We start from the raw sequence: 24,715 nt of genomic DNA, 5'->3' as shown, positions 1-24,715 counted from the left end.
GTGTCTACCGCAGGCTGTTCTTTATACGCGCTTCTGGACCAGACCAGCAGCCACGGTCTGGTTCGTGCTGGGGTCAATCAGGATGAAAGAGCCCGTGCTGGAATGATCCTGATAATCGTCCAGCACCAGTGGATCACGGCTGACCAGGCTGACACGGCCAATATCGTTTAAGGACAAGGTGCCAGTGGCTTGCTGCTCTTGCAAACTATGCACATCGCGCAAGGCATGCACGGCTTGCACCTTGGCTTGCGTCAGACGCGTGCCTTGCTTTAACCAGTAAGAGCGGGTGGTGTTCAAGGCCTGCTCATCCAGCCAGCACAGCTGTGCATCAAAGTGTTTGCTGGTGCTGATGGCTTCATGGGCCAGCGTCAGCAAATCGCCTCGCGAAATATCCAGCTCACGATCCAGTACCACGGTTACTGCGTCCCCGTCACTGACGGAAACTTGTTCTGTACCGGCGCGGAACAGTTGCGTGATGACGGCGGTTTTCCCGCTAGGCCACACCTGAACGCTGTCGCCTACCTGGATGCGGCCACCACTGAGCTGGCCGGCATAACCACGGAAGCCGTCAGCGCTGCTGCCACCATGACGCGCCACCCATTGCACAAACAAACGGGCAGGGCGTTGAATGTTCTCGCGCAGATCCAGCGATTCCAGCAAAGGCAACAGCGGCAAACCTTGATACCAAGGTGTGTGGGGCGAAGCCTGGGTGATGTTCTCGCCCTTCAAGGCCGAAAGCGGAATGATGTGAAAGTGCTCAATCCCCAGCTGCGTAGCCAGTTGGCGATAGGCCTCGTGGATACGGTTGAACACGGCCTGATCCCAATCGACCAGGTCCATCTTGTTTACCGCTACCACGATATGACGCAGGCCCAGCAGCTTGGCAACGGTGCTGTGGCGCTTGGTCTGGGTCAGCAGTTCACCGTCTTTGGCGCGATGCGCATCAATCAGGATGATGGCGGCCTGGGCGGTGGAGGCTCCCGTAATCATGTTGCGGGTGTACTGTTCGTGACCGGGGGTGTCGGCTACGATGAATTTGCGTTTGGGGGTAGCGAAGTAGCGATAGGCCACATCAATCGTGATGCCTTGTTCGCGCTCGGCTTCCAGGCCGTCGGTCAGCAGGGCCAGATCGGGCTCGGCGTCTTCGCCACGCTTGTATTTGGAGCGTTGGATAGCCGCAATCTGGTCGGCAAACACGCCATGGCTGTCCACCAGCAAGCGGCCAATCAAGGTGGATTTTCCGTCGTCCACGGAGCCAGCGGTAATCAGACGCAGCACGCCCTGATCGGCAGCCTGCAGCCAGGCGTCATTGACTGTGTTCATTAGAAATATCCTTGTTTCTTGCGGTGTTCCATGGAGGCTTCGGAAGTCTGGTCATCCATGCGGGTGGCGCCGCGCTCGGTAATGGTGGCCAAGGCGGTTTCAGCAATAATGTCTTGCACGGAGGCGGCGGTAGAGAGCACCGGGCAGGTGCAGGAAATATCCCCTACAGTGCGGAAACGTACATCGCGCCATTCAGAAGTTTCACCATCCAGCAGGGGAGTCAGCGGGGTGATGGGAACGATCAGGCCCTGACGCTCCACCACTTCGCGTGAGTGGGTGTAGTAGATGGATGGCAGATCAATGGCTTCACGCTGGATGTATTGCCAGACGTCCAGCTCGGTCCAGTTGGAAATCGGGAAGACGCGCAGGTTCTCGCCCTTGTGGATGCGGGTGTTGAACAAGTGCCACAGCTCGGGGCGTTGTGCTTTGGGGTCCCATTGGCCGAACTCGTCGCGAAAGGACACGATGCGCTCTTTGGCGCGGGCTTTTTCTTCGTCACGGCGGGCACCACCGAAACAGGCATCAAAGCCAAATTCGGCAATGGCTTCCAGCAAGGTGACGGCCTGGGCTCCATTGCGGCTGGCGGTTTCATTGCGCAGCACGACGGTGCCGCGCGCAATGGAATCTTCCACGCTGCGCACAATCAATTCGGCGTTCAGTTCCGCGGCGCGGCGATCCCGAAATTCAATCACTTCCGGGTAGTTGTGGCCGGTGTCCACGTGCATCAGAGGAAACGGCAATGGGCCGGGCGCAAAGGCTTTCTGGGCCAGTTGCAGCAGCACGGCGGAGTCCTTGCCGCCGGAGAACAGCAGCACGGGTTTTTCAGCTTCAGCCGCGATTTCGCGCAGAATAAAAATGGCCTCGGCTTCCAGCCAGTCCAGATGAGTACGGGTAAAGAGTGGTTCGCCCATGGGGTTCCTTCAGGTGTTGACACTGCTATTCAGATTGCTGGCATGCAGGCCGCATTCCAGGCTGTCGCGCTGTTCCCACCACCAGCGCCCGGCGCGCACGTCTTCACCGGGGCGAATGGCGCGCGTACAGGGCTCGCAACCTATGGAGGGGTAGCCCTGGTCGTGCAGCGGGTTGTAGGGGATGCTCAATCCACGGATCACGGCCCAGACATCGTCCTGAGTCCATTCGATCAAGGGGTTGAATTTCTGCAGCCCAAAGACGCTGTCGTATTCCTTGCTGGACAGTTCGGTGCGGCTGGCGGTCTGTTCGCGACGCTGGCCGGTGATCCAGGCTGATCGGCCTTGCAAGGCACGGCGCAGCGGCTCCACCTTGCGGATCGCGCAGCATTCTTTGCGCAGCTCCACGCTTTCGTAAAAAGCGTGTGTGCCATGCGTGGTGACGTGTTCCTGAACCCGGTCCGGGTCAGGGTGAAAAAACAGGATAGGGCGTTCGTAGTGTTGCTGGATGTCGCGCCCCAATTGCAAGGTCTCTTCGTGCAGACGACCGGTATCCAGGGTGACAGTTTGCAATTCGGGGGTGTAGATGGACATGGCATGAAACAGCACCATGTCTTCCGCGGCCAGGGAACTGGCCAGAACGGCATCAGCATGTTCGTGTGCGATGACTTGCAGGTCGTCGCGCAGCTGTTTCCACAGCATCAGGGGCCGGGCGCTCAGGGCAAGCGCGGCAGGGGCTTGGGCGGGCATGATCAGATGTCCTTGCGGCAATACCAGTACCGGCCCTGCTCAAAACGGAGTCACGTGGGCCGCGCTATTGCCTTACATGGTTCATGGAATGATGAGCCAGTGTGCTTGCGCGAGCCCCCGCTGGGAACGAAGTATTAGTTAGGTGAATATGCCCTTGCTGTATTTAGCCGCCTTGCCATTGTGTTTTCAGGCGCGACGGCTGGCCGCAATAATGGCGATGATGACGATGCAGGACAGCCAGGTCAGCAAGTCCACTTGCTCGCTTAACCACACTGCTGAAATCAGCACGGTCAGAAAGGGCTGGGCCAGTTGTACCTGCCCGATACGAGCCACACCACCCATGGCCATGGCCTTATACCAGGGGAAAAAGCCCAGCAGGGAAGAGAACAGGGCCAGGTAGAGCAGGGCCATGACAGATTGGGAAGAAGGCATTTCTGTCATAGGAAAGGTCAGCCACAAGGTGGCAGGAATGGTCAGCGGCAAGCTGGCTGCCAGGCACCAGCAAATGGTGCGCCATCCACCCAGGGTACGAGCCACACGGCCACCTTCGGCATAGCCCACGCCGGACATGAACACGGCCAGAGCCAACCAGATATCCCCGGTTTGCAGTGCGCCTTCACCAATATAGAAAGCGTAGAGCAGCACCAGTACGGCACCCAGCAGGCTCAGCATCCAGAAGCGGCGGCTCAAGGGTTCACCGCTACGGGCAGAGGCAACAATGGCGGTGGCCAAAGGAATCAGCCCGCTCAATACGGCCCCGTGCGAGGAAGGCACGGTCTGCATGGCAATCGAGGAAAACACGGGCCAGCCTACGATTACACCCGTACAGGACAGGGCGATGCCGCGCCATTCCGACGCCGTGGGGCGACGGCTGCGGGTCGCCAGCAAGATGATGGCCGCAAACACCCCCGCGATACTGGCTCGCGCCATTCCGACCAGCCAAGGGTCAAAGCTTTGCACCGCCAGCCGTGTCATGGGCAAGGTGAAGGCAAAGACGGTAACCCCGATAAAAGCGTAGAGATAGATCAGCAATGCTGGGGCGGTACTGGGCATGGGAAGACTGGTGCTGCGGCTCATGAAAATCACCACGGATAAGAAATAGGTTTATCACAGCTTTGAGCTTAAAATAAATAAGCAATACAGTTGCGATACAGTTTATCAATCAGTCGGCCAGGCTGTACTGGTCATACTTCCGCTACAGTCGGTTTTCTCGCTTAAAGGTCAGCATCATGGAATGGTTGGATTGGCAGCCCGTGCGCGGTTCGGACGTGACGCTTAGCGATCAGTTGGTTGCCTGGGTGCAGCAGGCTCTGCATTTTCGCTATCGGGGTGGCAGTCGCTTGCCTTCGGTGCGTCGGTTGGCACAGTCTGCTGGCGTCAGCACGCATACCGTTGTGGCCGCCTACGACAAATTGATGGCTTTGGGCCTGGTGGAGTCCCGGCCTGGTTCAGGTTTTTTTGTGCGGGTGCGCAGCCCCCGGCGTTTGCGTTCTGAATCCCTGCATGTAGAAAAGAATGAGCCGCGCAAGATTGATGTGAACTGGATGCTGAACAGCTTCATGGGGCAGAGTGATAGCGCGGGTATTCCCCGTCAGTGGCTGGATAACGAGATGATTCTGGCTGCTTTGCGGCAGGTCAGTCGTAGTGCAGGCTCCAACCTGCTGGGCTATGGGCACTCTCATGGCTATCGACCTTTGCGCCAACATATTGCGGGGCAACTGGAAGATAGCGGCATACAGGCGGACCCTGATACCCAGCTTTTATTGTGCAGTGGTGTTACGCAGGCGCTGGATTTGCTCTTGCGCCATTGGTTGCGGCCCAGTGATGCGGTCGTTGTAGAAGATCCGGCCTGGTATCTGCTGTTTGCCCGTCTGGCCGTGGTCGATGTGCGAGTGCTGAGTGTGCCGCGCCGTGCAGATGGTCCGGATCTGGCGGTCTTGGAACAACTGGCACGCGAGCATCGTCCACGTCTGGTCATCCTGAATACCGTGGTGCACAACCCTACCGGCTTTAGTTTGAGCCCGGCGGTGGCGCACGGCATTCTGACCTTGGCCCAGACCTGGGATTTTCACATTATTGAAGACGATACCTATAGTGAGCTGCATGCCAATCCTGCCTGCCGTCTGGCCCAATTGGATCAGTTGAACCGGGTGACATTGGTAGGGGGCTATTCCAAGGTGATGGCTGCGGGCCTGCGGGTGGCTTATATGGCAGCGGCTCCCGAGCTTTTGCAAGCCCTGGTGAATCTGAAAATGCTGGCGGGCTTGACCTCTCCGGAGCTGGGCGAGCGGGTCATCCACCGGGTGCTGGTAGACGGTCCCTATCGCAAGCACCTGGAGCGACTGCGCCGTCATGCAGATGCCGACAGGCATAGAACCCTGGAACAATTGGCTCATGTGGGGCTGGCACCGGACGCACCACCCCAGGCAGGCATGTTTGTTTGGGTGGATACGGGTGTGGATACAGAAAGTCTGGTGCGCGCCTTGGGGCGACCCGGCCATTTATTAGTACCGGGGGCCTTGTTTTCTCCGCAACAGCAACCATCTACATATATGCGTATTAATGTTTCTTTAGGCGATGATGCGCAGTTTTGGCAGGATTTTGCCCGTTGTTTGCGTAGCGCAAAGCAGTCCTCCAGCCCCGTGCCCAGCGAAGTAGCCTTATAGCTTGAACGCTGATAGTTGCACTGTCATCTAGCTCTGTTAGCATAAGTCTGTGCGACGCATAGAAAGAAGTTTTTATGCGACGTGCGATAGCTAATAGCAATGAACGTTATTGCATTAATCAATTTTACTAATCGGCAGTGGCTTCCTATAATGGCTTTACTGTCAATGATTAATCACTCACCGGAGCAAATATGTCTTTGATCAACACCGTCATCAAACCTTTTAAAGCACAAGCTTTTCACAACGGCAAATTTATCGAAGTCAGCAACGAAACCGTTGCCGGTAAGTGGGCTGTTTTTGTTTTCTACCCAGCCGACTTTACGTTTGTTTGCCCAACCGAACTGGAAGACTTGGCCGACAACTACGCCGAGTTCCAAAAAATGGGCGTAGAGGTTTACTCCGTGTCCACCGACACCCACTTTGCTCACAAAGCATGGCACGACACGTCGGAAGCCATCAGCAAAGTTAACTACCCAATGATCGGTGACCCAACTCATCAGCTGTCGCGCAACTTTGACGTGCTGATCGAAGAAGAAGGTATCGCTTTGCGCGGTACGTTCGTAGTGAACCCAGAAGGCGAAATCAAGGTTCTGGAAATCCACGACAACGGTATCGGCCGTGTGGCTTCCGAACTGCTGCGCAAAGTTAAGGCTGCCCAGTACATCGCCGCTCACCCTGGCGAAGTTTGCCCAGCTAAATGGGAAGAAGGCGCCAAGACGCTGACTCCTTCCCTGGATCTGGTTGGCAAGATCTAAGACCTTTTAAACACGGGTCTTAAGCGGTGGTCGGCGCGCTGCGCCGCCACCCCGGTGCCTGACCGGTTCAGGCACCTCACGTTGTTTCGTTCAGTACAGGATAAAGGGCGTTTCACATGTTAGATGCAAACATCAAAACTCAATTGAAGGCATACCTCGAGAAGATCACGCAACCGATCGAGATCGTTGCGACGCTGGATACTGGCGCCAAGTCCGTCGAGCTGCGCGAACTGTTGCAAGAAATTGATGGCCTGTCCGACAAGACCAGCTATCGCGAAGATGCGGATGCGCAAGAGCGCAAGCCTTCCTTCCAAATCAACCGTCCCGGTACCGACATTAGCGTGAGCTTTGCGGGTATCCCGATGGGACACGAATTTACCTCTTTGATTCTGGCCCTGCTGCAAGTGGGTGGCCATGAGATCAAACTGGATGCCGCTGTGATTGAGCAGATCCGTAATCTGCCCGGCGACTTTGTTTTTGAAACGTATTTCTCGCTGTCGTGCCAGAACTGTCCTGACGTGGTGCAGGCTCTGAACGCCATGTCCGTGATCAACCCACGTATCAAGCACGTGGCGATTGACGGTGCCCTGTTCCAGGACGAGGTTCAGCAGCGCAACATCATGTCGGTTCCGGCCGTGTTCTTGAATGGCGAAATGTTCCATCAAGGCCGTGCCAGTGCTGAAGAGTTGCTGGCCAAGCTGGATACGGGCGATAACTCGGCTCGTGCTGAAGCCTTGAATGCCAAGGACGAGTTTGATGTGCTGATCGTCGGCGGTGGTCCTGCTGGTGCAGCCGCTGCTGTGTATGCTGCTCGCAAGGGTATTCGTACGGGTGTGCTGGCCGAGCGTTTTGGTGGTCAGGTGCTGGACACCATGTCTATCGAGAACTACATCTCGGTGGTTGAGACCAATGGTCCTGCGTTTGCAACGGCGCTGGAGCAGCACGTCAAAGCCTACGATGTGGACATCATGAATCTGCATCGTGCCAAGGGCATTCGTCGTGAAGGCAAGCAGGTCATTGTAGATGTGGATGGCGGCGCTCAGCTCAAGGCCAAGTCCGTGATTCTGGCTACCGGTGCCCGCTGGCGTGAACTGAATGTGCCTGGTGAGCAGGATTACCGTAACCGTGGTGTGGCGTACTGCCCGCACTGTGATGGTCCTTTGTTCAAGGGCAAGGACGTAGCTGTGGTCGGCGGTGGTAACTCCGGCGTCGAGGCGGCGATTGACCTGGCTGGTTTGGTCAAGCACGTTACCTTGATCGAGTTCGGTGATGCCTTGCGTGCTGACCAGGTTTTGCAGACCAAGCTGCGCAGTCTGCCTAACGTGTCGATCATCATGCAGGCTCAGACGACTGAAGTTCTGGGTGATGGCACCAAGGTGGTGGGTCTGAATTATCTGGATCGTGCTACTCAGGAAGCCAAGAGCCTGAAGCTGGATGGTGTATTCGTTCAGATTGGTCTGGTGCCCAACACGGAATGGTTGAAGGATAGCGATGTGGGTCTGTCGCGTCATGGCGAGATCGAGGTTGATGCTCGCGGTGCGACTTCGCTGGCTGGTGTGTTTGCAGCGGGTGACGTAACGACCGTTCCTTTCAAACAGATCGTTATTGCTGCAGGTGAAGGTGCCAAAGCTGCTTTGAGCGCATTTGATTACCTGATCCGTAGTTCGGCTGACGTTGAAGAGACGGTTGCAGAGAAAGTGACTGCTTAAGTCTTTCTGATTGTTGGACCTGGCTGTTCAAGAGGGCCACCCTGTTTGGGGTGGCTCTTTTTTTTGTCTGGGGGTGGGGTGACAAGTAGTTGTTGTGTATCGGGAGTGCTTCAGCATTGATTGGGTGCTTTGAGAAAAGTCGTCTCAGGAAAGACGCCGCTCAAGCCGTCTGCCCCTGCCTCGGGGCTTGACTACTTGCCGGTGCTGCGCACCGGTACCCTTGTCTGTTCTGGAATCCGGGCGCCCTGTGAACTTGTATGGTTAAGTTGTCGGGGTGGAGGGACATCCTGAACGATCGGCCAATGCCGGACCGACACCGCGAGAACTCTCCCGCCCCACCCATCACCGTCGATAAGGAACTGAGCGGCGCCGTTCATCGAACCGCGACCGCCGATCTGAACGCAAGTCAACGAGCCGGATGGCGTACACCCCGACGTTACTCATTGTGCGCTTTGGAGGTGCTCCCATGCAAACGACTGTGCTTTATATCGGTGCTGATGTTGCCAAGGCTGAGCTGGTCATCAGCGTAGCGGGCCAACGGCCCTGCATCATTGCCAACACGACGACTGGCATTACCCGTTGGTTAAAGACAGTGTCAGAACACGCGCTAATTGCCATGGAGTCAACGGGCAATTACCACGCCTTACTGGCCCAGTTGGCTTATCTGCATGGCTTGACGGTCTATATCTTGAACGCGCGTGATGTCTTTTACTATGCACGAGCCTTAGGCAGCCGGGCCAAGACCGATAATATTGATGCAGAGGTCATTGTCCGCTACCTGCAAGAGCATCAATCCAGCCTGCAAGCTTGGCAACCGCTCACCCCCGAGCAACAACAGTTGCGTCAACTGTTGTCTCGTCGCGCTCAAGTGATCACTCACCAGAGCGCTTTACGCCAGGCCTTTACCGACGTGGATCTATCAGGTGTCGATACCCAAGCGTTACAACATGGATTTGATGTTGTGCTGGCCTCAATGGATCAACAAATACAGCATTTGATTGCGAACGACCCGCAGCTCGAACAGGGATATCAACGTTTGCGTAGTGTGAGTGGCATCGGTCAACAGACAGCGGCCTTGTTGACCGAACTGCTCAATCGTATTCCCTTTGCCAATGCGGATGCCTTAGTCGCGTATAGCGGGCTCGATCCCCGACCCAACGACTCAGGGACCAAGCGAGGGCGTCGTCGTATCAGCAAGCGTGGGCCGGCTTTGCTGCGCCGACAACTGTATTTGGCAGCGATGTCGGCCTGCCGCAGTGCGGCATGTAAACCGTTGTATGAAGCGTATCGTGCCCGAGGCCTGGCGGGCACAGAATCGATTGTGATTCTGGCTCGTAAGTTGCTGCGCATTGCATATGCCGTGTGGAAAAGTGGACAAGCCTTTGACCCGTCCAAACTATCGCCTAAAACAGCTTGACCCAAACCATAGAACCTCGCGGGGTACTTGGTCCCCCGGACCAAGTACAAGCGTCCCGCTCAAACAGCACAGGGCTTGCATCCCGGATTCCAGAACAGCCCGCGGCAAGCAGTCTGAATCGCCCCGAGTCAGGGGCAGACGGCTTGAGCGGCTCGATGCATGAGATGGCGCGATTTTTCAGTCGTTTCATGTACGAGAAATTGGCAGGGATGTGGAACCAAAGAGGTGTTTGACGCTTTATGTTCCATGTGGTGCTTCATAGAGATTGCCTACGCATTAATCCAGGCTCTTCCAAACCGAAGCGATGTCAAATAAGAAAGACATGCTCCTGCATGTACATGACAATTCAATGCAATTGGGCCGGCCTTAGCCTGGTGTTGAATACACGATGAGCATTCAAGGGCTAATAAATAGTCCTGCTATAAATCTCCTTCAAGCTCCGGCCAGTTCCCGCCCAACACATCCGCACAGACCTGTAGCCACGCTCTGGCCGCCTGTGACAGATACCGTCCATTCCACAGCAGCGCCACTTCCCAGTTCAACGCCGGCTCCACCACTTCTTTGGCAACCCAGTCCCCCGGTTCCAGCCGAGACAGAAACGGCTGGGGCAGTAAAGCCACCCCCATGCCTGCCTGTGCCATGGAAGCCACCCAATCCCACTGATTGCTTTGCGCCGCAATATTTGCCCGCAAGCCTGCGTGAGCAAAAGCACGCCGCAACATACGGGTCAGGGCATAGTCTTCGCCCAGGAAAATCAAAGGATGCTTTTCCAGCTCCCGCAGCTTGATCTTCTTTTGCGCACCGGCCAGCGTATCTTTATGGCCAATCGCCCACACCGCATGTTTGGCCACGGGAGTAGCCGACACATTCAACTCCGGCCCCAAAGGCAGAATACTTAGCCCCATTTCAACTGTGCCCGCCGCGACCATGCGCTCGATCCCCATGCCGGTTTCCTCATGCAGAATCAGCTCGATCTGCGGATGCCGGTTCTTGAAGGTCTTGAGCACCTCTGTAAACAGCACATTAATCATGGGTGGAATACCGACATCCAGACGACCGCGTTGCAGTGCTTGAACTTCATGAACCTCTCGCAGCAAGCCCTGCATGCTCTGCAAAACTTCCTGCCCTCGCTCCAGCACCACTTTGCCGCAATCGGTCAGCTGCAATTGACGATGATCGCGGATCAGCAAGGGCTCGCCCAGCTCATCCTCCAACTGCTTCACCATCTTGCTGATGGTCGATTGCGTCACGTTCAGACTCTGTGCGGCTTGCGTAAAGCTTTGATGTTTAACGGTTTCAATGAAGTATCGCAAGGATCGAATGTCCATGATTAGCTGGCCTTTTGTTTATGACTTTTACGACTTCGTATGAGTTATTTTATTCATTATGGCGATGCTATGCTGGCTTTGTTCAAAAAACATAAACGCCTGTTGTCAGGGCGATTTCGGCTTTTTATCTCCGGCTCATACAGCCACTATTTTTAAAGCGTGATGTCGTTCTGTTGCGTGAAGATCTCGCCTGGCGCTTTCGGCCCCGGCTCCTTCCGAAAGCAACAACAGGTAGATCAATGACACAGAGACAGGAGCACACGATGTTCAAGGATCGCATTCGTTCCCCCGAATTGGAAGGCAAAGTCATGACCGCTCAGGAGGCAGTCGCCTTCTTCAAGGACGGGATGAATGTCGGGATGAGCGGTTTTACCCGCGCTGGGGACTGTAAAGTCATGCCTCGTGCCTTGGCCGAGCGCGCCCAGACCGAGCAATTAAAACTGAATGTGGTTACCGGCGCCTCGCTGGGTAATGATAGCGACGGCATGATGGCCGAGGCCGGTGTTCTGGCCCGCCGCTCGCCGTTTCAAGTGGACTCGGTGCTGCGCCGTCATATCAATGAAGGCAAGGTCCTGTTCACCGACCAGCACTTGTCCCTGACTGTGGAGCACATGCGCTCGGGCAACCTGCCTGCCATCGACATCGCCGTCATTGAAGCGGTTGCCATTACTGAAACCGGCGCAATTGTGCCGACAACATCGGTAGGCAATTCGGCCAGTTTTGCCCAGCAAGCCAAACAAATCATTGTTGAGCTGAACCTGAGCATGCCGGTGGAAATGGAAGGCTTGCACGATATCTACGTGCCCGAGGCTCGCCCCAATCGTCAGCCTATTGAATTGATGGATGTGGACCAACGTATTGGCACCACCGCCATTCAGGTGGATCCTTCCCGCATCGTGGGTATTGTAGTGACCGATGCTTTGGACAGCCCCTCCAGCGTGCTGCCACCTGATGAAGAAACCAAGGCAATTGCCGGTCACATTATTGAATTCCTGAAAGGCGAAGTAGACGCTGGCCGTATGAGCCACTCCTTGCTGCCCTTGCAGGTTGGTATCGGTACGATTGCCAATGCCGTCACTTACGGCCTGCTGGATTCTCCCTTCACCGATCTGAAAATGTACTCGGAAGTCTTGCAGGACAGCGCGATTGCCATGCTGGACTCCGGCCAACTGAGCTTTGCCTCGGCTTCGTCCTTGACTCTGTCGGCTCCCAAAATGGCGCAATTCCTGGAAGGTTTGGAAAACTACCGCGACAAGCTGGTGCTGCGTCCTCAGGAAATTAGTAATCACCCGGAACTGGTGCGTCGCTTGGGCATTATCGCGATCAACACCGCCCTGGAGTTTGATATCTACGGCAACGTGAATTCCACCCACGTCTGTGGTACCCACATGATGAATGGCATTGGCGGCTCTGGCGATTTCGCCCGCAATGCACACCTGTCCATTTTTGTCAGCAAGTCCGTCGCCAAAGATGGTGCTATCTCCAGCGTGGTGCCTATGGCATCGCACGTAGACCATTGCGAGCACGATGTGGCTGTTTTGGTTTCCGAATGGGGCTTGGCTGATTTGCGTGGTTTGGCTCCCCGTGAGCGTGCCCGCGTCATCATCGAAAAATGTGCTCACCCCGACTATCGTCCTGCCTTGCTGGACTACGTTGAACGCGCCAGCCAACGTGGCGGCCATACGCCCCACATTTTGGAAGAGGCCTTGTCCTGGCACGTTCGTTTCCAGCAGGAAGGCACCATGAAACAGGAGCAGTTCCAGACCCAGGAACTAGCGACTGCGTAGTCCATCAGGTCCGGTAATGCGTAGCCGAGTCAGTCCGGCAGCGTAGACCTTACAAATTGACCTGATCGCCCCTGGCATTCCACCCGTGCCAGGGGCATTTTTTTAGCGCTAAAATTGCGGATTCTGCTGCGTTTAGCGAGGCCGGCGTGTTCGAACAAATCGGTGTTATCAATTTCTGGGCCTTTGTGGTGGGTACGGTGTTTATCGTGCTATTGCCTGGACCCAATTCTTTATACGTTCTGGCCAGTGGCGCCGGACATGGCGTACGCGAAGGTTATAAAGCGGCCTTGGGCGTTGTCGTGGGCGACGGTATTTTGATGACGCTGACAGCCCTGGGCGCTGCCTCGCTGCTTAAGACGCTGCCCATGTTGTATATGGGCATACGCTGGCTGGGCGCTGCCTATTTGTTGTATTTGGGGGTGCGGCTGTTACAGTCAGCCTTCAGGCAAGGCGGCCCGGTCCAGTCCGTGGACACGCGCTTGCGTCACGAAACCCGCTTTCGCAAGGCCTTGCTCCTGAGCTTGTTGAATCCCAAGGCCATCTTGTTCTTCCTGTCCTTTTTCGTGCAGTTTGTGGACCCGTCCAAAGGTCACACAGGCCTGGCCTTTATGCTGTTGGGTCTGGTGGTGGAGCTGATCAGCATTTGTTATTTGTCTTTGCTGATTTTTGGCGGTGACCGTCTGGCAGGAATTTTCCGACGTCATCAGCGTTTGTCCCGTATGGGCAATGGCTCGGTGGGGCTGTTGTTCATGGGCTTTGCCGCCCGCATGATCAGCGACTAGGCCAGCCGCTTCAGAGCGCAGCAGTTCTGACAGCACTTATTTATCAGTTTTAAGGAAAACACCATGAGTAGCAAAATCCGTGTCGGTATTGCAGGTTACGGCAATTTAGGGCGAGGCGTAGAGCTGGCCCTGGCACAAAACCCGGACATGGAGCTGGTCAGCGTTTTTACTCGTCGTGACCCTGCTTCCCTGCGTCTGCAAAGTGCAGGCGTGCCCGTGCGCGCCCTGGACCAGATCGAACAGTACCGCAATGATATTGATGTGCTGATTCTCTGTGGTGGCTCTAAAAATGACCTGCCCGAGCAAGGCCCGGCCTTGGCGCGCTGGTTCACAACGGTGGACAGCTTTGATACCCATGCCCGTATCCCCGAGTACTACGCGGCTGTCGATGCGGCCGCTCAGGGCGCTGGCACCACGGCTCTGATCGCGGTGGGCTGGGACCCAGGCCTGTTCTCCCTGAATCGCCTGTACGGCGAATGCGTTTTGCCTGTTGGCCAGACTTACACCTTCTGGGGCAAGGGCCTGAGCCAAGGCCACTCGGATGCGATCCGTCGTGTGGCTGGTGTGGCCGGTGGTGTGCAATACACCCTGCCTATCGAAGCTGCGGTACAGCGTGTGCGCAATGGCGAACAGCCTGAACTCAGCACCCGTGAAAAGCACAAACGTCAGTGCTTTGTCGTGCTGGAGCAGGGCGCGGATGCCGATACCGTGCGTGAAGCAATTGTCACCATGCCTGACTATTTTGCAGACTACGACACCGAAGTGAACTTCATTGATGCCGAAACTCTGGCTCGCGACCATGCCGCCATGCCGCACGGTGGTTTTGTGATTCGTAGCGGTCAGTCCGGCTCGGGTTCGCAGCAGGTGGTGGAGTACGCACTGAATCTGGGCAGCAATCCCGAATTCACGTCCAGCGTGCTGGTCGCTTATGCGCGCGCCGCGTACCGCATGAACAAGAACGGTCAGACTGGTGCCCAGACTGTCCTGGACGTGGCCCCAGGCCTGCTCTCGCCCAAGACGCCAGCTCAACTGCGCAAAGAACTGCTGTAAATTTTGTTCGTGATCCAGGCCCGGCTCAGCACGGCTGATCCGGGCCTCTTGTTGTACTTGTTGGAAGGCAAATGATTCAGTCGGGCAATAAAGGGTAAAATAGCGCTCTTCTCAGATTATTGCGAGTGTTCTCATGCGCTTACTGATCGCACTGCTGTTGCCATGGCTGGTTTTTTTCACGATTGGTCGGCCTGTAGCAGGCATTATTTGCCTGATTTTGCAGTTGACCGTCATTGGATGGATTCCTGCCGCTATTTGGGCGGTATATTCTCTTAGCCAATACAAGACTGATAAGAAAATAGAGCAAGCCTTGGGCAAGCGTTAAGCCCCAGGTTCTTCTTCCCTTTTTGTACGTCTGAGCAGGCCATGCAGCGCTTGCTCGGGCGTTTTATATTTTTTTGCTGATACAGCCATGACCCCATCGTCTCCCGTGGGCCATTCTTCTGAGTCCGGTGAGCAAACGGTATCCCCAGACCCCAAGGCTGTGCCACGCCTCGAACTTCGCAATATCACCAAGGCCTATCCCGCGGTGGTGGCCAATGACAATATTTCCCTGTCTATCCTTCCGGGGCAGATTCACGCCGTGCTGGGGGAGAATGGCGCAGGCAAGTCCACCCTGATGAAGATTATTTACGGGGTGGTCAAACCGGATCAGGGTCAGATTCTGTGGGACGGTCAGCCCGTTCAGATCAGCAGCCCGGCTGCAGCCCGACAATTGGGCATTGGCATGGTGTTCCAGCACTTTTCCTTGTTTGACACCCTGACTGTCACGGAAAACATTGCGCTGGGTTTGCCTGCTTCCACCAATATGCAGGAGCTGGCGGGCCGCATTAGCGAGACTGCCAGCCAGTACGGGCTGGATCTGGACCCGCAACGTCACATTCACACCTTGTCCGTGGGCGAGTGCCAGCGGGTGGAAATTGTGCGGGCCTTGCTGGGCAAGCCCAAGCTGCTGATCCTGGACGAACCCACGTCAGTGCTGACGCCGCAGGCTGTGCGCCGTTTGTTCGGCACCTTGCGCCAACTGGCCGCAGAAGGTTGCAGCATTGTCTATATCAGCCACAAGCTCGATGAAATTCGCGAATTGTGCAATGCCTGTACGGTCATGCGCATGGGCAAGGTCACGGGTTATTGCGATCCTCGTGAGGAAACCACGGCCAGCCTGTCGCGCCTGATGATTGGTGCCGAGCCCCAGTCTCTGGGTGAACGCAGCATGCAACAAGGCGGCACGCTCTTGCAGGTACGTAATCTGCAGTTGAGCAAATCCCATCCTTTTGCCTGTGAATTGCAGGATGTCAGTTTTGATCTGCACCAGGGTGAAATTCTGGGGGTAGCCGGTATTTCCGGTAATGGTCAGCAGGAGTTGCTGGCGGCCTTGTCGGGTGAAGATACCCGTGCGCAGGCAGACATGATTTTGCTGGATGGCCAGGCGATTGCCCAGCGTGATGCGGCCTGGCGACGTGACCAGGGTATGGGTTTTGTCCCCGAGGAGCGTTTGGGACGCGGTGCTGTGCCGGAGTTGTCTCTGGCTCAAAACCTGCTGCTGTCTCATCAAAACCCGGAAACGGTGAAGCGTGGTTTTCTGCGCTTTCCCAGTATCCGCCGTCTGGCGGGAGGGATTATCAAGCGTTTCCGCGTCAAGGCCTCCAACGAGCAGGCCGCTGCCAACAGCCTGTCGGGCGGGAATCTGCAAAAGTACATTATTGGTCGGGAAGTGACTCGCCAGCCGCGCATTCTGATGATTGCCCAGCCAACCTGGGGAGTGGACGTGGGGGCCGCTGCCCAGATTCACGCCGAGTTGCTGGCCTTGCGCGATGCAGGCTGCGCCTTGCTGGTGATCTCCGAAGAGCTGGATGAATTGTTTGCGATTGCTGATCGCCTGATTGTTATCTCCAAAGGTCGTATGTCTCCCTCTATTCCCGTGGCGCAAGCCAGTGTTGATCAGATTGGGCAATGGATGAGCGGTTTGTGGGAGGAGGGTGAGCATGTTCAGGCTTGAGACTCGTGCCACGCCCTCCACCTTGATGGCCTGGTGTTCGCCTTTGCTGGCGGTCTTGTTGACCATGGTGGTCGCCGGAACCTTGTTCTGGTCGCTGGGCAAAAACCCTTTGGCGGGCTTGAACGTATTTTTTCTGGAGCCTTTGCGTGACCTGAATGGTTGGGCCGAGGTGGGCGTCAAGCTGATTCCTCTGCTGCTGATTTCTGTTGGCCTGGCAATTTGCTTCCGGGCCAATATCTTCAATATCGGGGCAGAAGGGCAGTTGGTGATGGGAGCGCTGGCAGCCGGGGCTTTTGTCCTGCAGGTAGACAATGGCGATAACGGTGGCTTTTTTCTGATTAGCGTCGCCCTGGCCTGCGGCATGCTCGGTGGCATGGCCTGGGCCGCGATTGTGGCTTTCTTGAAAGACCGTTTCAATGCCAACGAGATTCTGGTGTCCCTGATGCTGGTCTATGTGGCCCAGCACCTGCTCAGCTATCTGGTACACGGTGCCTTGCGTGATCCTGATGGTTTCGGCTTTCCGCAATCCAGCCTGTTTTCGGATGGCTTCCTGTTGCCCGCCGTCTTGCCCGGCACTCGCTTGCATAGCGGTATTGTGCTGGCGCTGATCGCTTCGGTGGCTGCCTGGCTCTTTCTGACACGAAGCATGGCCGGTTTTCGTCTGCGAGTGGGCGGCATGGCTCCCTTGGCAGCTCGGTATGCCGGCTTTTCCTCCCGTAAAGCCTTGTGGAGCTCCTTGCTGATTTCGGGGGCATTGGCTGGGCTGGCGGGTGCCGCAGAAGTCATGGGCCCGGTTGGGCAACTGACCCCTTCGATTTCTCCCGGCTATGGTTTTGCGGCCATTATCGTGGCCTTTGTGGGGCGACTGCACCCGCTGGGATTGATATTTTCCTCTTTTGTGATGTCCTTGCTTTATATCGGTGGGGAATTGGCCCAAAGTCGTTTGGGTCTGCCCAATGCAATTACCGGCATTTTCCAGGGCATCCTCCTGTTTTCCTTGTTGGCTTGTGACGTGCTCATCACCAAGCGTTTGGTCTGGAGAAAGTAATGGACGCGATTGCACCTTTGCTAGCCGCAACCATCAACGCAGGCACCCCTTTGCTCCTGGCAGCCTTGGGTTTGCTGATCAATGAAAAATCGGGTGTCATCAATCTGGGCTCGGAAGGCATGATGCTGATGGCGGCCATTGTGGGCTTTGCCGTGGCCGTGCAGACGGGCAGCCCTGCGTTGGGCTTTGTGCTGGGCGCCGTTGTGGGAGCCGTGATGGCCGCTGCCTTTGCCTGGCTGACGGTCTGGCTGGGGGCCAACCAGGTGGCTTGTGGCCTGGCCTTGTCGCTCTTCGGGGTAGGGGCCTCCGCCTATATCGGCCTGCCTTTCACCGGCAATTCCCTGACTGTCACCAAGCTGTCCATTCCGGTTTTGAAAGACATTCCGCTGATCGGGCCTGCGTTCTTCCAGCAGCATTACATGGTCTATGTGTCCTGGGTGTTGTGTATTGCCGTGGCCTGGTTCCTGGCTCGTACACGGTCTGGCCTGGTCTTGCGCGCCGTGGGTGAGTCGCCCGCTTCGGCCCATTCGCTGGGCTACAACGTGCGCTACATTCGCCTGGGGGCCTTGATGTTTGGCGGTGCCTGCTGCGGTCTGGCCGGTGCCTTCATCTGTCTGGTCTACACACCCATGTGGGTAGAGAATATGGTCGCCGGGCGTGGCTGGATTGCCCTGGCACTGACGACCTTTGCAACCTGGCGTCCCTGGCGCGTGATGCTGGGCGCTTACTTGTTTGGTGGGGTCACGATCCTGACCTATCATGCGCAGGCTCTGGGTGTTCCGGTAGCCTCGCAATTGCTGGCCATGATGCCGTATCTGGCCACGATTATTGTGCTGGTTTTAATTTCCCGAAACGCTAACTGGATCAGGTTGAATATGCCTGCATCGCTTGGCAAAAACTTCAATCCCAACAACTAGAGGACTGACATGACTGGAAACTTTATGCGCAAGGCCCTGATGGCCGCTGCCATCGCTTCCCCCCTGGCCGCCTTGCCTGTGTCCGCTCAGGCAAACGATCAAGAACCCCTGAAAATCGGTTTTGTGTATGTCAGCCCTATCGGTGAAGCCGGTTGGACCTGGCAGCAGGATATTGGCCGTCTTGAAATGGAAGAGGCCCTGAAAGGCCGTGTGGTTACTCAGTACGTGGAAAACGTGCCTGAAGGTGCTGACGCAGAGCGCGTGATTCGCGATCTGGCCCAGCAAGGCAACAAGCTGATTTTCACGACCTCGTTTGGCTACATGAACCAGACGCAAAAAGTGGCCAAGCAGTTTCCTGACGTGAAATTTGTCCACTCCACCGGCTACAAGACGGCTCCTAACGTGGCGACCACCAACGCCCGTTTCTACGAGTCCCGTTACCTGGCTGGCGTGCTGGCTGGCAAAATGACCAAATCCAATGTGGTCGGTTACGTGGGGGCTCACCCCATTCCTGAAGTGCTGCAAGGTATCAACGCCTTCGCCATCGGTTTGAAGAGCGTGAACCCCGAAGCCCAGGTGCGCGTGGTTTGGGCCAATAGCTGGTATGACCCAGGTAAAGAGCGTGATGCGGCTGTGACCTTGCTGGGTCAGGGCGCAGACGTGGTGACTCACCACACCGACTCCACTGCTACCGTGCAGGCAGCTGAAGAAGCGGGCAAGTACGCGATTGCTTACCACTCCGACATGAGCAAGTTCGGTCCTAAAGCCCAGCTGGCTGCTGTGACGCACCACTGGGGTGACTACTTCACTCGCAAAGCCACTGAAGTTCTGGATGGTAAATGGCAGAACGACAGCACCTGGGGTGGCCTGAAGTCCGGTATGGCAGCTTTGGAAGGCTTCGGTCCTGAAGTGCCTGCTGACGTGAAGGAGTTCGTTCTGGCCAAACAGGCCGAGATCGAGGCTGGCACGCTGCAGCCTTTTGCCGCACCGATCAAGGACAACGACGGCAAGGTACGTCTGGAATCCGGTTTTCTGGATGACGATGCGTTGAACCGCATGGATTACTACGTGGAAGGCGTGGCCAGCAAACTGCCCAAGCAGTAAGCTGCCCCGCAGTCTGTAGATAAACAAAGCCCCTTGTCGGATTCTCCGACAAAGGGCTTTGTTATAGGTGGACTGTGTCGCTTTTCAGGCTGTTGCCTGGTTCAAGTCTGAGCTGGTTCGGTGTTTGTTCCGGGTCTGGTTTGTCATCCGTTCAGGAAGACAAGTCTGATGCACAGAGCTGAAATACAGAGCCAGAATACAGAGTCGACCTGCAAAATCGATCTATGGAACCGACCTCAGAACTATGCTGCCTGTGCAGGCCGCTTGCGTCCCAAGCGTGTCGATGCCCGCATCCAGCGCAGCGTCATGAGCACGGCAACCACCGATAAACCTGTTACCAGCCCGATCCAGATTCCCGTCCCGCCCATATTGAACTGGAAAGCCAGCAAAGAGCCCGTAGGAACACCCAGCACCCAATACCCTAACAAGGCCAGCAACATGGGTATGCGTGTGTCATGCAGGCCGCGTAGCATCCCCGCAGCGACGGCTTGAGCGCCATCACTGATCTGGAACAGGGCGGCCAGTGCCAGGAAGGTAATGGCCAGCTGAATAACGGCCTGGTTTTCAGGGACATCCAGATCCAGGAACAGACCAATCAGGGTCAAGGGGGCGAACCAGAACACCAGGGCCGCCAGTCCCATGAAGCCCACCCCCAGAATGTAGGAAATCCAGCCGGCACGACGCGCACCCAACGGATCGACCCGGCCTGCGGCCAGCCCTACACGGATGGTGGCAACCTGGCTGAAGCCCAAAGGAATCATGTAGGACACCGAGCAGATCTGCATGGCAATCGCGTGCGCGGCCAGATCCGATTGCCCCAGCACGCCCATCATCATGACGGCGGCATAAAAGACCAGAGTTTCCAGGGTGAAGGTAATCGCAATCGGAATGCCCAGCGCCCACATCTTCCACAGGTGCTTTAGGCTCCATTGCCACGCATCGTTGAACAGGTAGTAGCGTCTAAAGCGCGGATCACGCAGTACCACCCAGCTCAGGGCTGCAAACATGAAGATGCTGGACAAGGTGGTCGCCAGACCCGCACCCGCCAACCCCATGGCGGGCATGCCCAGATTGCCAAAGACCAGGAGCCAGCCCAGTATGGCATTGATGCCAATAGCCGTAATGGCCACCGCCAGGGTCCATCCCGGCTTTTCCATGGCCGCCAGGAAGGAGCGCAGCACGATGTAGCCCAGATAGGGCAGCAAGGCCCATTGCAGGGTATGCATATAGGTGACGGAGCGCGCCGCGACTACCGGGTCCTGGCCCATCGCCAGCAAGATGTGCTCGGCATTCCACAGCACCATCCAGGCGGGCAAGGTAATCAGCAACGCCGTCAGAAAACCGTGGCGAATGATTTGCTGGGACTCGCGTACATTGCGCAGTCGCCGTCCCAACGTAGTGGCCAGCATGGGAACGACAGCAGATACCAGCCCCATGCTGAAGATCATGAAAGCTTGATACAGGCTGGCGGACAGGGATCCGGCGGCTAGCTCATCAGGGCCAAGGCGGCCCATGTAAATCAGGTTGGTTGCCAACAGGCTGACTTGAGCCAGATTGGTCAGAATCAGAGGGCCGCCCAAACGCAGGGAGGATTGCAACTCCGCCAGCCAGAGCTGGCTCGGGCCGGTAGTTTGAGACTTTGCAAACATGGTTTATTTGGCGCGAGGCAGGGACCAGGTGCTGATAACTTGTGCGACCGCCGGGCCACCGTTGGCAGGCTCCAGCAGAACATCGCCCGCGCAGGTACGGCCAGTCTTGTGGATTCGGGCATGAGCCAGAATATCGCCGGGAGGGGCCTTGCGCAGGAAGTTGATGGTCAGGCTGGAGGTGACGGCATCGGGATTGCCCGTCGCACCCACAACAGCGGCATACAAGGCCAGATCAGCCAGCCCCATCAGCATGGGGCCTGCCACCATGCCACCCATACGCTGGTGGGCATTGCGCTCGGGCAAGCGCAAACAGGCGTTGTCGTGGCCAATGTGTACGACATCAATACCCAGAACGGCGGCAAAAGGGTGCAGACGCTCTAGAAGATCACGAAACTGAACAATATCGATTTTGGGTTCGGGTGCAGAATGTGGGCTGGTCATGACGTCGTCACTGAAAAGAAGGCCGTTGTAAGAAAGGCATACTGGCTGGTACTGTATCAGATCGACCCGCGTATCGGGGTAGTTCGGCACCCGGCTGTTCAGGGCTGGTCTCATTCCAATCAATCAAAAACAAGCGAGGAGCATCATGAAACGCAGCGCAATTGTTCTTGCCTTGGGTTTGCTGGCATCGACGGGCACCGTGATGGCACAAGGGCATGCAGGCCATGGTCATGGCATGCCCGAAGCGGTACGTGCCTTGAGCACACAGGTTCATGCCAGCCAATGCTGGGTGCGCATGCTCCCGGAGCCCGCTCCTTCGGCTGCGTATCTGGAACTGGAAAACAAGGGCGAGCAGAGCGTGGCTTTAGTGGGAGCCAGCACCTTGTCCTTCGGGCATGTGATGCTGCATCAGACTACCGAGCACGATGGCATGTCACGCATGTCGCATGCCTCCGAGGTGGAGATTCCGGCAGGTGGAAAACTCAGCCTGAAACCCGGTGCTTTTCATGTGATGCTGGGGCAAGCCAAAGAAGATCTGTCTTTGGGCGAACGCATTATCTTGAGCCTGCATTTGTCTGACGATACACAGGTCCAGGCCGAGTGCGAACTGCGTCCCGCCAAGACACAGGCCTACTGATTCAGACAGGCGCTTCTATATAAAAGCTGGCCGTATTTGAATTGACCCCGAAAAAGCCTGGATGCTGTTTAATTTTTTGGGAGCAGTTCAATCAAGCGGCCAGTTCTGTTTTCGTGTTCAGGCTTGCAGCGCTGTCAGCACCGCCTGGTTGAAGGCCTTGGGATTGGCCAGATTCATGCCATGGGCCGCCAGAGGGATACGGTGCATCTGATCCTCACGCCGGTGCTGGCGAATGATATCCATGCAGTGGTGGTAGCGTGTGGGGCTGTTCTCGCCCGTGATGAAACTTAGCGGAGCAGCCAGTTGCTTGAGCCAGTCCAGATCCGGGCCCTGGTTGGGCTCCTGCTGTTGCTCCAGCATGGTGTGGGCGTTGTCCTGAATCATCTCGCGGAACCAGCGCGTCATTTGCTTCCAGGTCCCTGAGCCATTGACCGTATCTACGAACAGAGCCATGGCACCATCGCGGTCGCCCTGTTCCAGGCGTTCGGCCACTTGTTGGAACAAAGGAGCATAGGAGTAGGCACCGGGAGTCGGAAAGCCAGGATCCGCCAGGGTCAGGCTGGCTACCTGCCCGGGCATTCTTTGAGCCAGCAGCAGGGCAACATGACCACCGCGAGAGTGACCCACGATATGCACCTTCTCATCAGGAACATGCTGGTCCAGCAGGGCCTGCAAGTCCTGGGCGTGTTGCGCCGTGCTGAAGTTGCCGGGGCTGGGCGCACCGGGCCAGTAGGAGCGCAGGCTGGGAGCCAGAACCCGATACTGGGTGGCAAAGGCGGGGATCTGCCAGCGCCAGTAGCGCCAGTCACACAGGGAACCGTGTATCAGCAAAACGGGCGTGCCTTGCCCCTGATCTACAAAGGTATGGCGATAAGCTTGTGCGGTCAGTTCACGCGTGGAGATGTCGGCGAAAGGGTTTGTCATGGCAAGCAGTAAAAGTCAGGCAAGGATCGATCACCTGAAAAAAACAGACCGGGTCTGAACCCGGTCCGTGTGGCATTACGCGCTGGCTACTTATTCCAGCAGTTTCAGGCGGCTGCGCGCAGTCTCGGCCGCTTCAGATTGTGGGTAGTCCTTGACGATGCGCTGCAAAGTGGTCTTGGCGCCGCTCAGATCGTTCAGCTCGATCTGGCTGGAGGCCGTCACCATCAGGGCGTCAGCTGCGCGTGGGCTTTGCGGGGACGCTTTCACAAAAGCCTGAAGCTTCTGGATGGAGGCCTTGAAGTTCTTGACGGCGTACAGGCTGCTGCCTTCGTAAAAACGCACCTCGTCAGCCAGAACGCTGGAGGGGTAGGCGGCCAGAAAGCCGGCAAAAGCATCGGCTGCGGGTTTGTATTGACCAGCGCGGTAGGCGTCCATGGCGCTGTCAAAGACGGCTTGTTCCTGTGGGTCTGCGGCATGCGGGCTTTGCTGTCCGGCAGGCGCATTGTTCTGGCCCTGGCCGCTGGCTTGCCAGCTCAGTTTTTCAACTTGGCCACGCAGCGATACAACCTCGGAGCGCAGGGTATCAATTTGATCAGCCAACTGCAGGCGAGCCTGGGTGTTTTGCTCGTTCATCTGACGAATTTGCTGCCGCAGCTCCAAAATGGCGCGTCGGGCCTCGTCATCGGCAAAGGCCTTGGCCGGCAGGCTGGCGAACAGGGCGGCCGTAGCGAACAGGGCAACGGTCGCGAGACGAAAAGGCTTTTTATAAGCGTGCATAGTGAAGTCCGTTAAAAAATGTGCATCCGCAATGCGCAGGCTCCTCACCTGCCGGTTTCCCCTCTGTTGGGGGCTGTGATCTGGGGGCTTTGTGCCGGCCTGGCGAGCCCGCTGTCCAGCATAACGAATTTTCAGTGGATCGGGCGTGCTGCCGATAAAAAACGCCGCGGCGTTAACAACCGCCACGGCGTCGGAACCACTTGGTCGATGCAGAAATTATCGTTGGTAAACGATGTCTGCGCGACGGTTTTCAGCGTAATCAGCTTCGGTGTTACCCAAGGCTTTTGGACGCTCTTTACCAAAGCTCACAGCTTCGATCTGGCTGTTGCTTACGCCCAGCAGACCCAGCATGCGTGCCACGGCGTCGGAACGACGCTGACCCAGAGCCAAGTTGTACTCGGCACCACCACGCTCGTCGGTATTACCTTCGATGCGTACGGTTTGTTGAGGATGGCTGCTCAGGTACGAAGCGTGCATTTCTACCAGGCCACGGTACTGGTCGTTAACGACGTAGCTGTCGTAGTCAAAGAACACCGAGCGTTGTTGTGCCAGTGGGCTTTGAGGGTTGAAGGGGTCCATGATCTGGCCTGCGCTGGCAGAGTCCGATCCTGTACCGCCGGTTGAACCGGAGCCAGATTGATCCAGAGGAACCGAGCTGCAAGCAGCAAGGGCGGCAGCCATAACGGCGAGGGTAAGACTTTTAAGAATGCGCGAGCTCATTTGAATTCCTTTTGAAAAAGAGTC

The 24,715-nt window shown here is 56.7% G+C and carries 23 protein-coding genes; 13 read left to right on the top strand and 10 right to left on the bottom strand.

The window, feature by feature from the left end; all coding sequences use genetic code 11:
* Positions 1–21: 21 nt before the first annotated feature.
* From CPY64_RS13470 to CPY64_RS13455, 4 genes are all read right to left on the bottom strand, one after another.
* Positions 22–1,323, bottom strand: coding sequence for a sulfate adenylyltransferase subunit 1 (locus CPY64_RS13470; protein ID WP_042488737.1), 1,302 nt, complete (start codon positions 1,321–1,323; stop codon positions 22–24).
* The gene (cysD, locus tag CPY64_RS13465; RefSeq protein WP_042488736.1) at positions 1,323–2,234 is read right to left on the bottom strand and encodes a sulfate adenylyltransferase subunit CysD; all 912 of its coding nucleotides are present in this window, start codon (positions 2,232–2,234) and stop codon (positions 1,323–1,325) included. The genes CPY64_RS13470 and cysD overlap by 1 nt, the downstream gene beginning before the upstream one ends.
* Positions 2,235–2,243: 9 nt before the next feature.
* Complete coding sequence (locus tag CPY64_RS13460) at positions 2,244–2,981, bottom strand: phosphoadenylyl-sulfate reductase (RefSeq protein WP_042488733.1); 738 nt, start codon at positions 2,979–2,981, stop codon at positions 2,244–2,246.
* A gap of 186 nt (positions 2,982–3,167) precedes the next feature.
* A complete protein-coding gene (locus tag CPY64_RS13455; RefSeq protein WP_026485485.1) occupies positions 3,168–4,058 on the bottom strand; it encodes a DMT family transporter in 891 nt (296 codons plus the stop codon).
* 152 nt (positions 4,059–4,210) lie between these two features.
* Between CPY64_RS13455 and CPY64_RS13450 the strand changes: the two genes are divergently transcribed.
* The 4 genes from CPY64_RS13450 (at position 4,211) to CPY64_RS13435 (ending at position 9,528) form a co-directional block, all read left to right on the top strand.
* Positions 4,211–5,647: an aminotransferase-like domain-containing protein gene (locus CPY64_RS13450; RefSeq protein ID WP_042488729.1), complete on the top strand. Its 1,437-nt coding sequence runs from the start codon at positions 4,211–4,213 to the stop codon at positions 5,645–5,647.
* Between the two features lie 191 nt (positions 5,648–5,838).
* Positions 5,839–6,402: an alkyl hydroperoxide reductase subunit C gene (ahpC, locus tag CPY64_RS13445; protein WP_042488726.1), complete on the top strand. Its 564-nt coding sequence runs from the start codon at positions 5,839–5,841 to the stop codon at positions 6,400–6,402.
* A 116-nt stretch (positions 6,403–6,518) separates the two neighbouring features.
* Positions 6,519–8,111 carry an alkyl hydroperoxide reductase subunit F gene (gene ahpF, locus CPY64_RS13440; protein WP_042488723.1) on the top strand — a complete coding sequence of 531 codons (1,593 nt, stop codon included), beginning with the start codon at positions 6,519–6,521 and terminating at the stop codon, positions 8,109–8,111.
* Positions 8,112–8,577: 466 nt separating this feature from the next.
* Positions 8,578–9,528, top strand: coding sequence for an IS110 family transposase (locus tag CPY64_RS13435; RefSeq protein ID WP_042489577.1), 951 nt, complete (start codon positions 8,578–8,580; stop codon positions 9,526–9,528).
* Positions 9,529–9,947: 419 nt separating this feature from the next.
* Here the strand turns inward: CPY64_RS13435 and CPY64_RS13430 are convergent, their stop codons facing one another.
* Positions 9,948–10,856: a LysR family transcriptional regulator gene (locus tag CPY64_RS13430; protein WP_042489272.1), complete on the bottom strand. Its 909-nt coding sequence runs from the start codon at positions 10,854–10,856 to the stop codon at positions 9,948–9,950.
* A 263-nt stretch (positions 10,857–11,119) separates the two neighbouring features.
* Between CPY64_RS13430 and CPY64_RS13425 the strand changes: the two genes are divergently transcribed.
* The 8 genes from CPY64_RS13425 to CPY64_RS13390 all read left to right on the top strand — a co-directional run bounded on the left by CPY64_RS13425 (position 11,120) and on the right by CPY64_RS13390 (position 19,543).
* The gene (locus CPY64_RS13425; protein ID WP_042489275.1) at positions 11,120–12,643 is read left to right on the top strand and encodes an acetyl-CoA hydrolase/transferase family protein; all 1,524 of its coding nucleotides are present in this window, start codon (positions 11,120–11,122) and stop codon (positions 12,641–12,643) included.
* Between the two features lie 146 nt (positions 12,644–12,789).
* Positions 12,790–13,425, top strand: coding sequence for a leucine efflux protein LeuE (gene leuE / locus CPY64_RS13420; protein WP_042489280.1), 636 nt, complete (start codon positions 12,790–12,792; stop codon positions 13,423–13,425).
* Between the two features lie 63 nt (positions 13,426–13,488).
* Positions 13,489–14,475, top strand: coding sequence for a diaminopimelate dehydrogenase (locus tag CPY64_RS13415; RefSeq protein WP_042489282.1), 987 nt, complete (start codon positions 13,489–13,491; stop codon positions 14,473–14,475).
* Between the two features lie 133 nt (positions 14,476–14,608).
* Positions 14,609–14,800, top strand: coding sequence for a YqaE/Pmp3 family membrane protein (locus tag CPY64_RS13410; RefSeq protein WP_009454854.1), 192 nt, complete (start codon positions 14,609–14,611; stop codon positions 14,798–14,800).
* Positions 14,801–14,887: 87 nt separating this feature from the next.
* Positions 14,888–16,474 (top strand): ABC transporter ATP-binding protein, encoded by a 1,587-nt coding sequence (locus CPY64_RS13405; protein WP_226791381.1) that lies wholly within the window; start codon positions 14,888–14,890, stop codon positions 16,472–16,474.
* The gene (locus CPY64_RS13400; RefSeq protein WP_042489285.1) at positions 16,461–17,522 is read left to right on the top strand and encodes an ABC transporter permease; all 1,062 of its coding nucleotides are present in this window, start codon (positions 16,461–16,463) and stop codon (positions 17,520–17,522) included. Before CPY64_RS13405 ends, CPY64_RS13400 begins: the two co-directional genes overlap by 14 nt.
* Complete coding sequence (locus CPY64_RS13395) at positions 17,522–18,439, top strand: ABC transporter permease (RefSeq protein WP_042489288.1); 918 nt, start codon at positions 17,522–17,524, stop codon at positions 18,437–18,439. The genes CPY64_RS13400 and CPY64_RS13395 overlap by 1 nt, the downstream gene beginning before the upstream one ends.
* Before the next feature lie 24 nt (positions 18,440–18,463).
* A complete protein-coding gene (locus tag CPY64_RS13390) occupies positions 18,464–19,543 on the top strand; it encodes a BMP family ABC transporter substrate-binding protein (RefSeq protein ID WP_042489290.1) in 1,080 nt (359 codons plus the stop codon).
* Between the two features lie 242 nt (positions 19,544–19,785).
* Here the strand turns inward: CPY64_RS13390 and CPY64_RS13385 are convergent, their stop codons facing one another.
* A complete protein-coding gene (locus CPY64_RS13385) occupies positions 19,786–21,192 on the bottom strand; it encodes an MATE family efflux transporter (protein WP_042489294.1) in 1,407 nt (468 codons plus the stop codon).
* A 3-nt stretch (positions 21,193–21,195) separates the two neighbouring features.
* Positions 21,196–21,633, bottom strand: coding sequence for a PaaI family thioesterase (locus CPY64_RS13380; protein WP_042489297.1), 438 nt, complete (start codon positions 21,631–21,633; stop codon positions 21,196–21,198).
* A gap of 145 nt (positions 21,634–21,778) precedes the next feature.
* Here CPY64_RS13380 and CPY64_RS13375 point away from each other — a divergent pair, with 145 nt between their 5' ends.
* A complete protein-coding gene (locus tag CPY64_RS13375) occupies positions 21,779–22,270 on the top strand; it encodes a copper chaperone PCu(A)C (protein WP_042489300.1) in 492 nt (163 codons plus the stop codon).
* 117 nt (positions 22,271–22,387) lie between these two features.
* Here the strand turns inward: CPY64_RS13375 and CPY64_RS13370 are convergent, their stop codons facing one another.
* The 3 genes from CPY64_RS13370 to pal all read right to left on the bottom strand — a co-directional run bounded on the left by CPY64_RS13370 (position 22,388) and on the right by pal (position 24,691).
* Positions 22,388–23,194: an alpha/beta fold hydrolase gene (locus CPY64_RS13370; protein ID WP_042489302.1), complete on the bottom strand. Its 807-nt coding sequence runs from the start codon at positions 23,192–23,194 to the stop codon at positions 22,388–22,390.
* Between the two features lie 90 nt (positions 23,195–23,284).
* Complete coding sequence (gene ybgF / locus CPY64_RS13365) at positions 23,285–23,971, bottom strand: tol-pal system protein YbgF (RefSeq protein ID WP_042489305.1); 687 nt, start codon at positions 23,969–23,971, stop codon at positions 23,285–23,287.
* Between the two features lie 216 nt (positions 23,972–24,187).
* Positions 24,188–24,691, bottom strand: coding sequence for a peptidoglycan-associated lipoprotein Pal (gene pal, locus CPY64_RS13360; RefSeq protein WP_009454878.1), 504 nt, complete (start codon positions 24,689–24,691; stop codon positions 24,188–24,190).
* Positions 24,692–24,715 lie beyond the last annotated feature (24 nt).

This window comes from Alcaligenes faecalis (assembly GCF_002443155.1).
GTDB classification, from domain to species: Bacteria; Pseudomonadota; Gammaproteobacteria; order Burkholderiales; family Burkholderiaceae_B; genus Alcaligenes; species Alcaligenes faecalis.
The sequence above is the reverse complement of the archived record's forward strand: the minus strand, read 5'-3'. Positions and strand labels throughout refer to the sequence as shown.

Bases quoted from the DNA above. Each gene is read 5' to 3' on its own strand.
- CPY64_RS13455 (WP_026485485.1), bottom strand. From the start codon at position 4,058: ATGAGCCGCAGCACCAGTCTTCCCATGCCCAGTACCGCCCCAGCATTG.
- ahpC (WP_042488726.1), top strand. From the start codon at position 5,839: ATGTCTTTGATCAACACCGTCATCAAACCTTTTAAAGCACAAGCTTTT.
- ybgF (WP_042489305.1), bottom strand. From the start codon at position 23,971: ATGCACGCTTATAAAAAGCCTTTTCGTCTCGCGACCGTTGCCCTGTTC.
- CPY64_RS13430 (WP_042489272.1), bottom strand. From the start codon at position 10,856: ATGGACATTCGATCCTTGCGATACTTCATTGAAACCGTTAAACATCAA.
- CPY64_RS13435 (WP_042489577.1), top strand. From the start codon at position 8,578: ATGCAAACGACTGTGCTTTATATCGGTGCTGATGTTGCCAAGGCTGAG.
- CPY64_RS13415 (WP_042489282.1), top strand. From the start codon at position 13,489: ATGAGTAGCAAAATCCGTGTCGGTATTGCAGGTTACGGCAATTTAGGG.
- CPY64_RS13395 (WP_042489288.1), top strand. From the start codon at position 17,522: ATGGACGCGATTGCACCTTTGCTAGCCGCAACCATCAACGCAGGCACC.
- CPY64_RS13410 (WP_009454854.1), top strand. From the start codon at position 14,609: ATGCGCTTACTGATCGCACTGCTGTTGCCATGGCTGGTTTTTTTCACG.
- CPY64_RS13370 (WP_042489302.1), bottom strand. From the start codon at position 23,194: ATGACAAACCCTTTCGCCGACATCTCCACGCGTGAACTGACCGCACAA.
- CPY64_RS13375 (WP_042489300.1), top strand. From the start codon at position 21,779: ATGAAACGCAGCGCAATTGTTCTTGCCTTGGGTTTGCTGGCATCGACG.
- CPY64_RS13425 (WP_042489275.1), top strand. From the start codon at position 11,120: ATGTTCAAGGATCGCATTCGTTCCCCCGAATTGGAAGGCAAAGTCATG.
- CPY64_RS13385 (WP_042489294.1), bottom strand. From the start codon at position 21,192: ATGTTTGCAAAGTCTCAAACTACCGGCCCGAGCCAGCTCTGGCTGGCG.
- pal (WP_009454878.1), bottom strand. From the start codon at position 24,691: ATGAGCTCGCGCATTCTTAAAAGTCTTACCCTCGCCGTTATGGCTGCC.
- CPY64_RS13390 (WP_042489290.1), top strand. From the start codon at position 18,464: ATGCGCAAGGCCCTGATGGCCGCTGCCATCGCTTCCCCCCTGGCCGCC.
- cysD (WP_042488736.1), bottom strand. From the start codon at position 2,234: ATGGGCGAACCACTCTTTACCCGTACTCATCTGGACTGGCTGGAAGCC.
- CPY64_RS13380 (WP_042489297.1), bottom strand. From the start codon at position 21,633: ATGACCAGCCCACATTCTGCACCCGAACCCAAAATCGATATTGTTCAG.
- CPY64_RS13470 (WP_042488737.1), bottom strand. From the start codon at position 1,323: ATGAACACAGTCAATGACGCCTGGCTGCAGGCTGCCGATCAGGGCGTG.
- CPY64_RS13450 (WP_042488729.1), top strand. From the start codon at position 4,211: ATGGAATGGTTGGATTGGCAGCCCGTGCGCGGTTCGGACGTGACGCTT.
- CPY64_RS13405 (WP_226791381.1), top strand. From the start codon at position 14,888: ATGACCCCATCGTCTCCCGTGGGCCATTCTTCTGAGTCCGGTGAGCAA.
- ahpF (WP_042488723.1), top strand. From the start codon at position 6,519: ATGTTAGATGCAAACATCAAAACTCAATTGAAGGCATACCTCGAGAAG.
- CPY64_RS13460 (WP_042488733.1), bottom strand. From the start codon at position 2,981: ATGCCCGCCCAAGCCCCTGCCGCGCTTGCCCTGAGCGCCCGGCCCCTG.
- CPY64_RS13400 (WP_042489285.1), top strand. From the start codon at position 16,461: ATGTTCAGGCTTGAGACTCGTGCCACGCCCTCCACCTTGATGGCCTGG.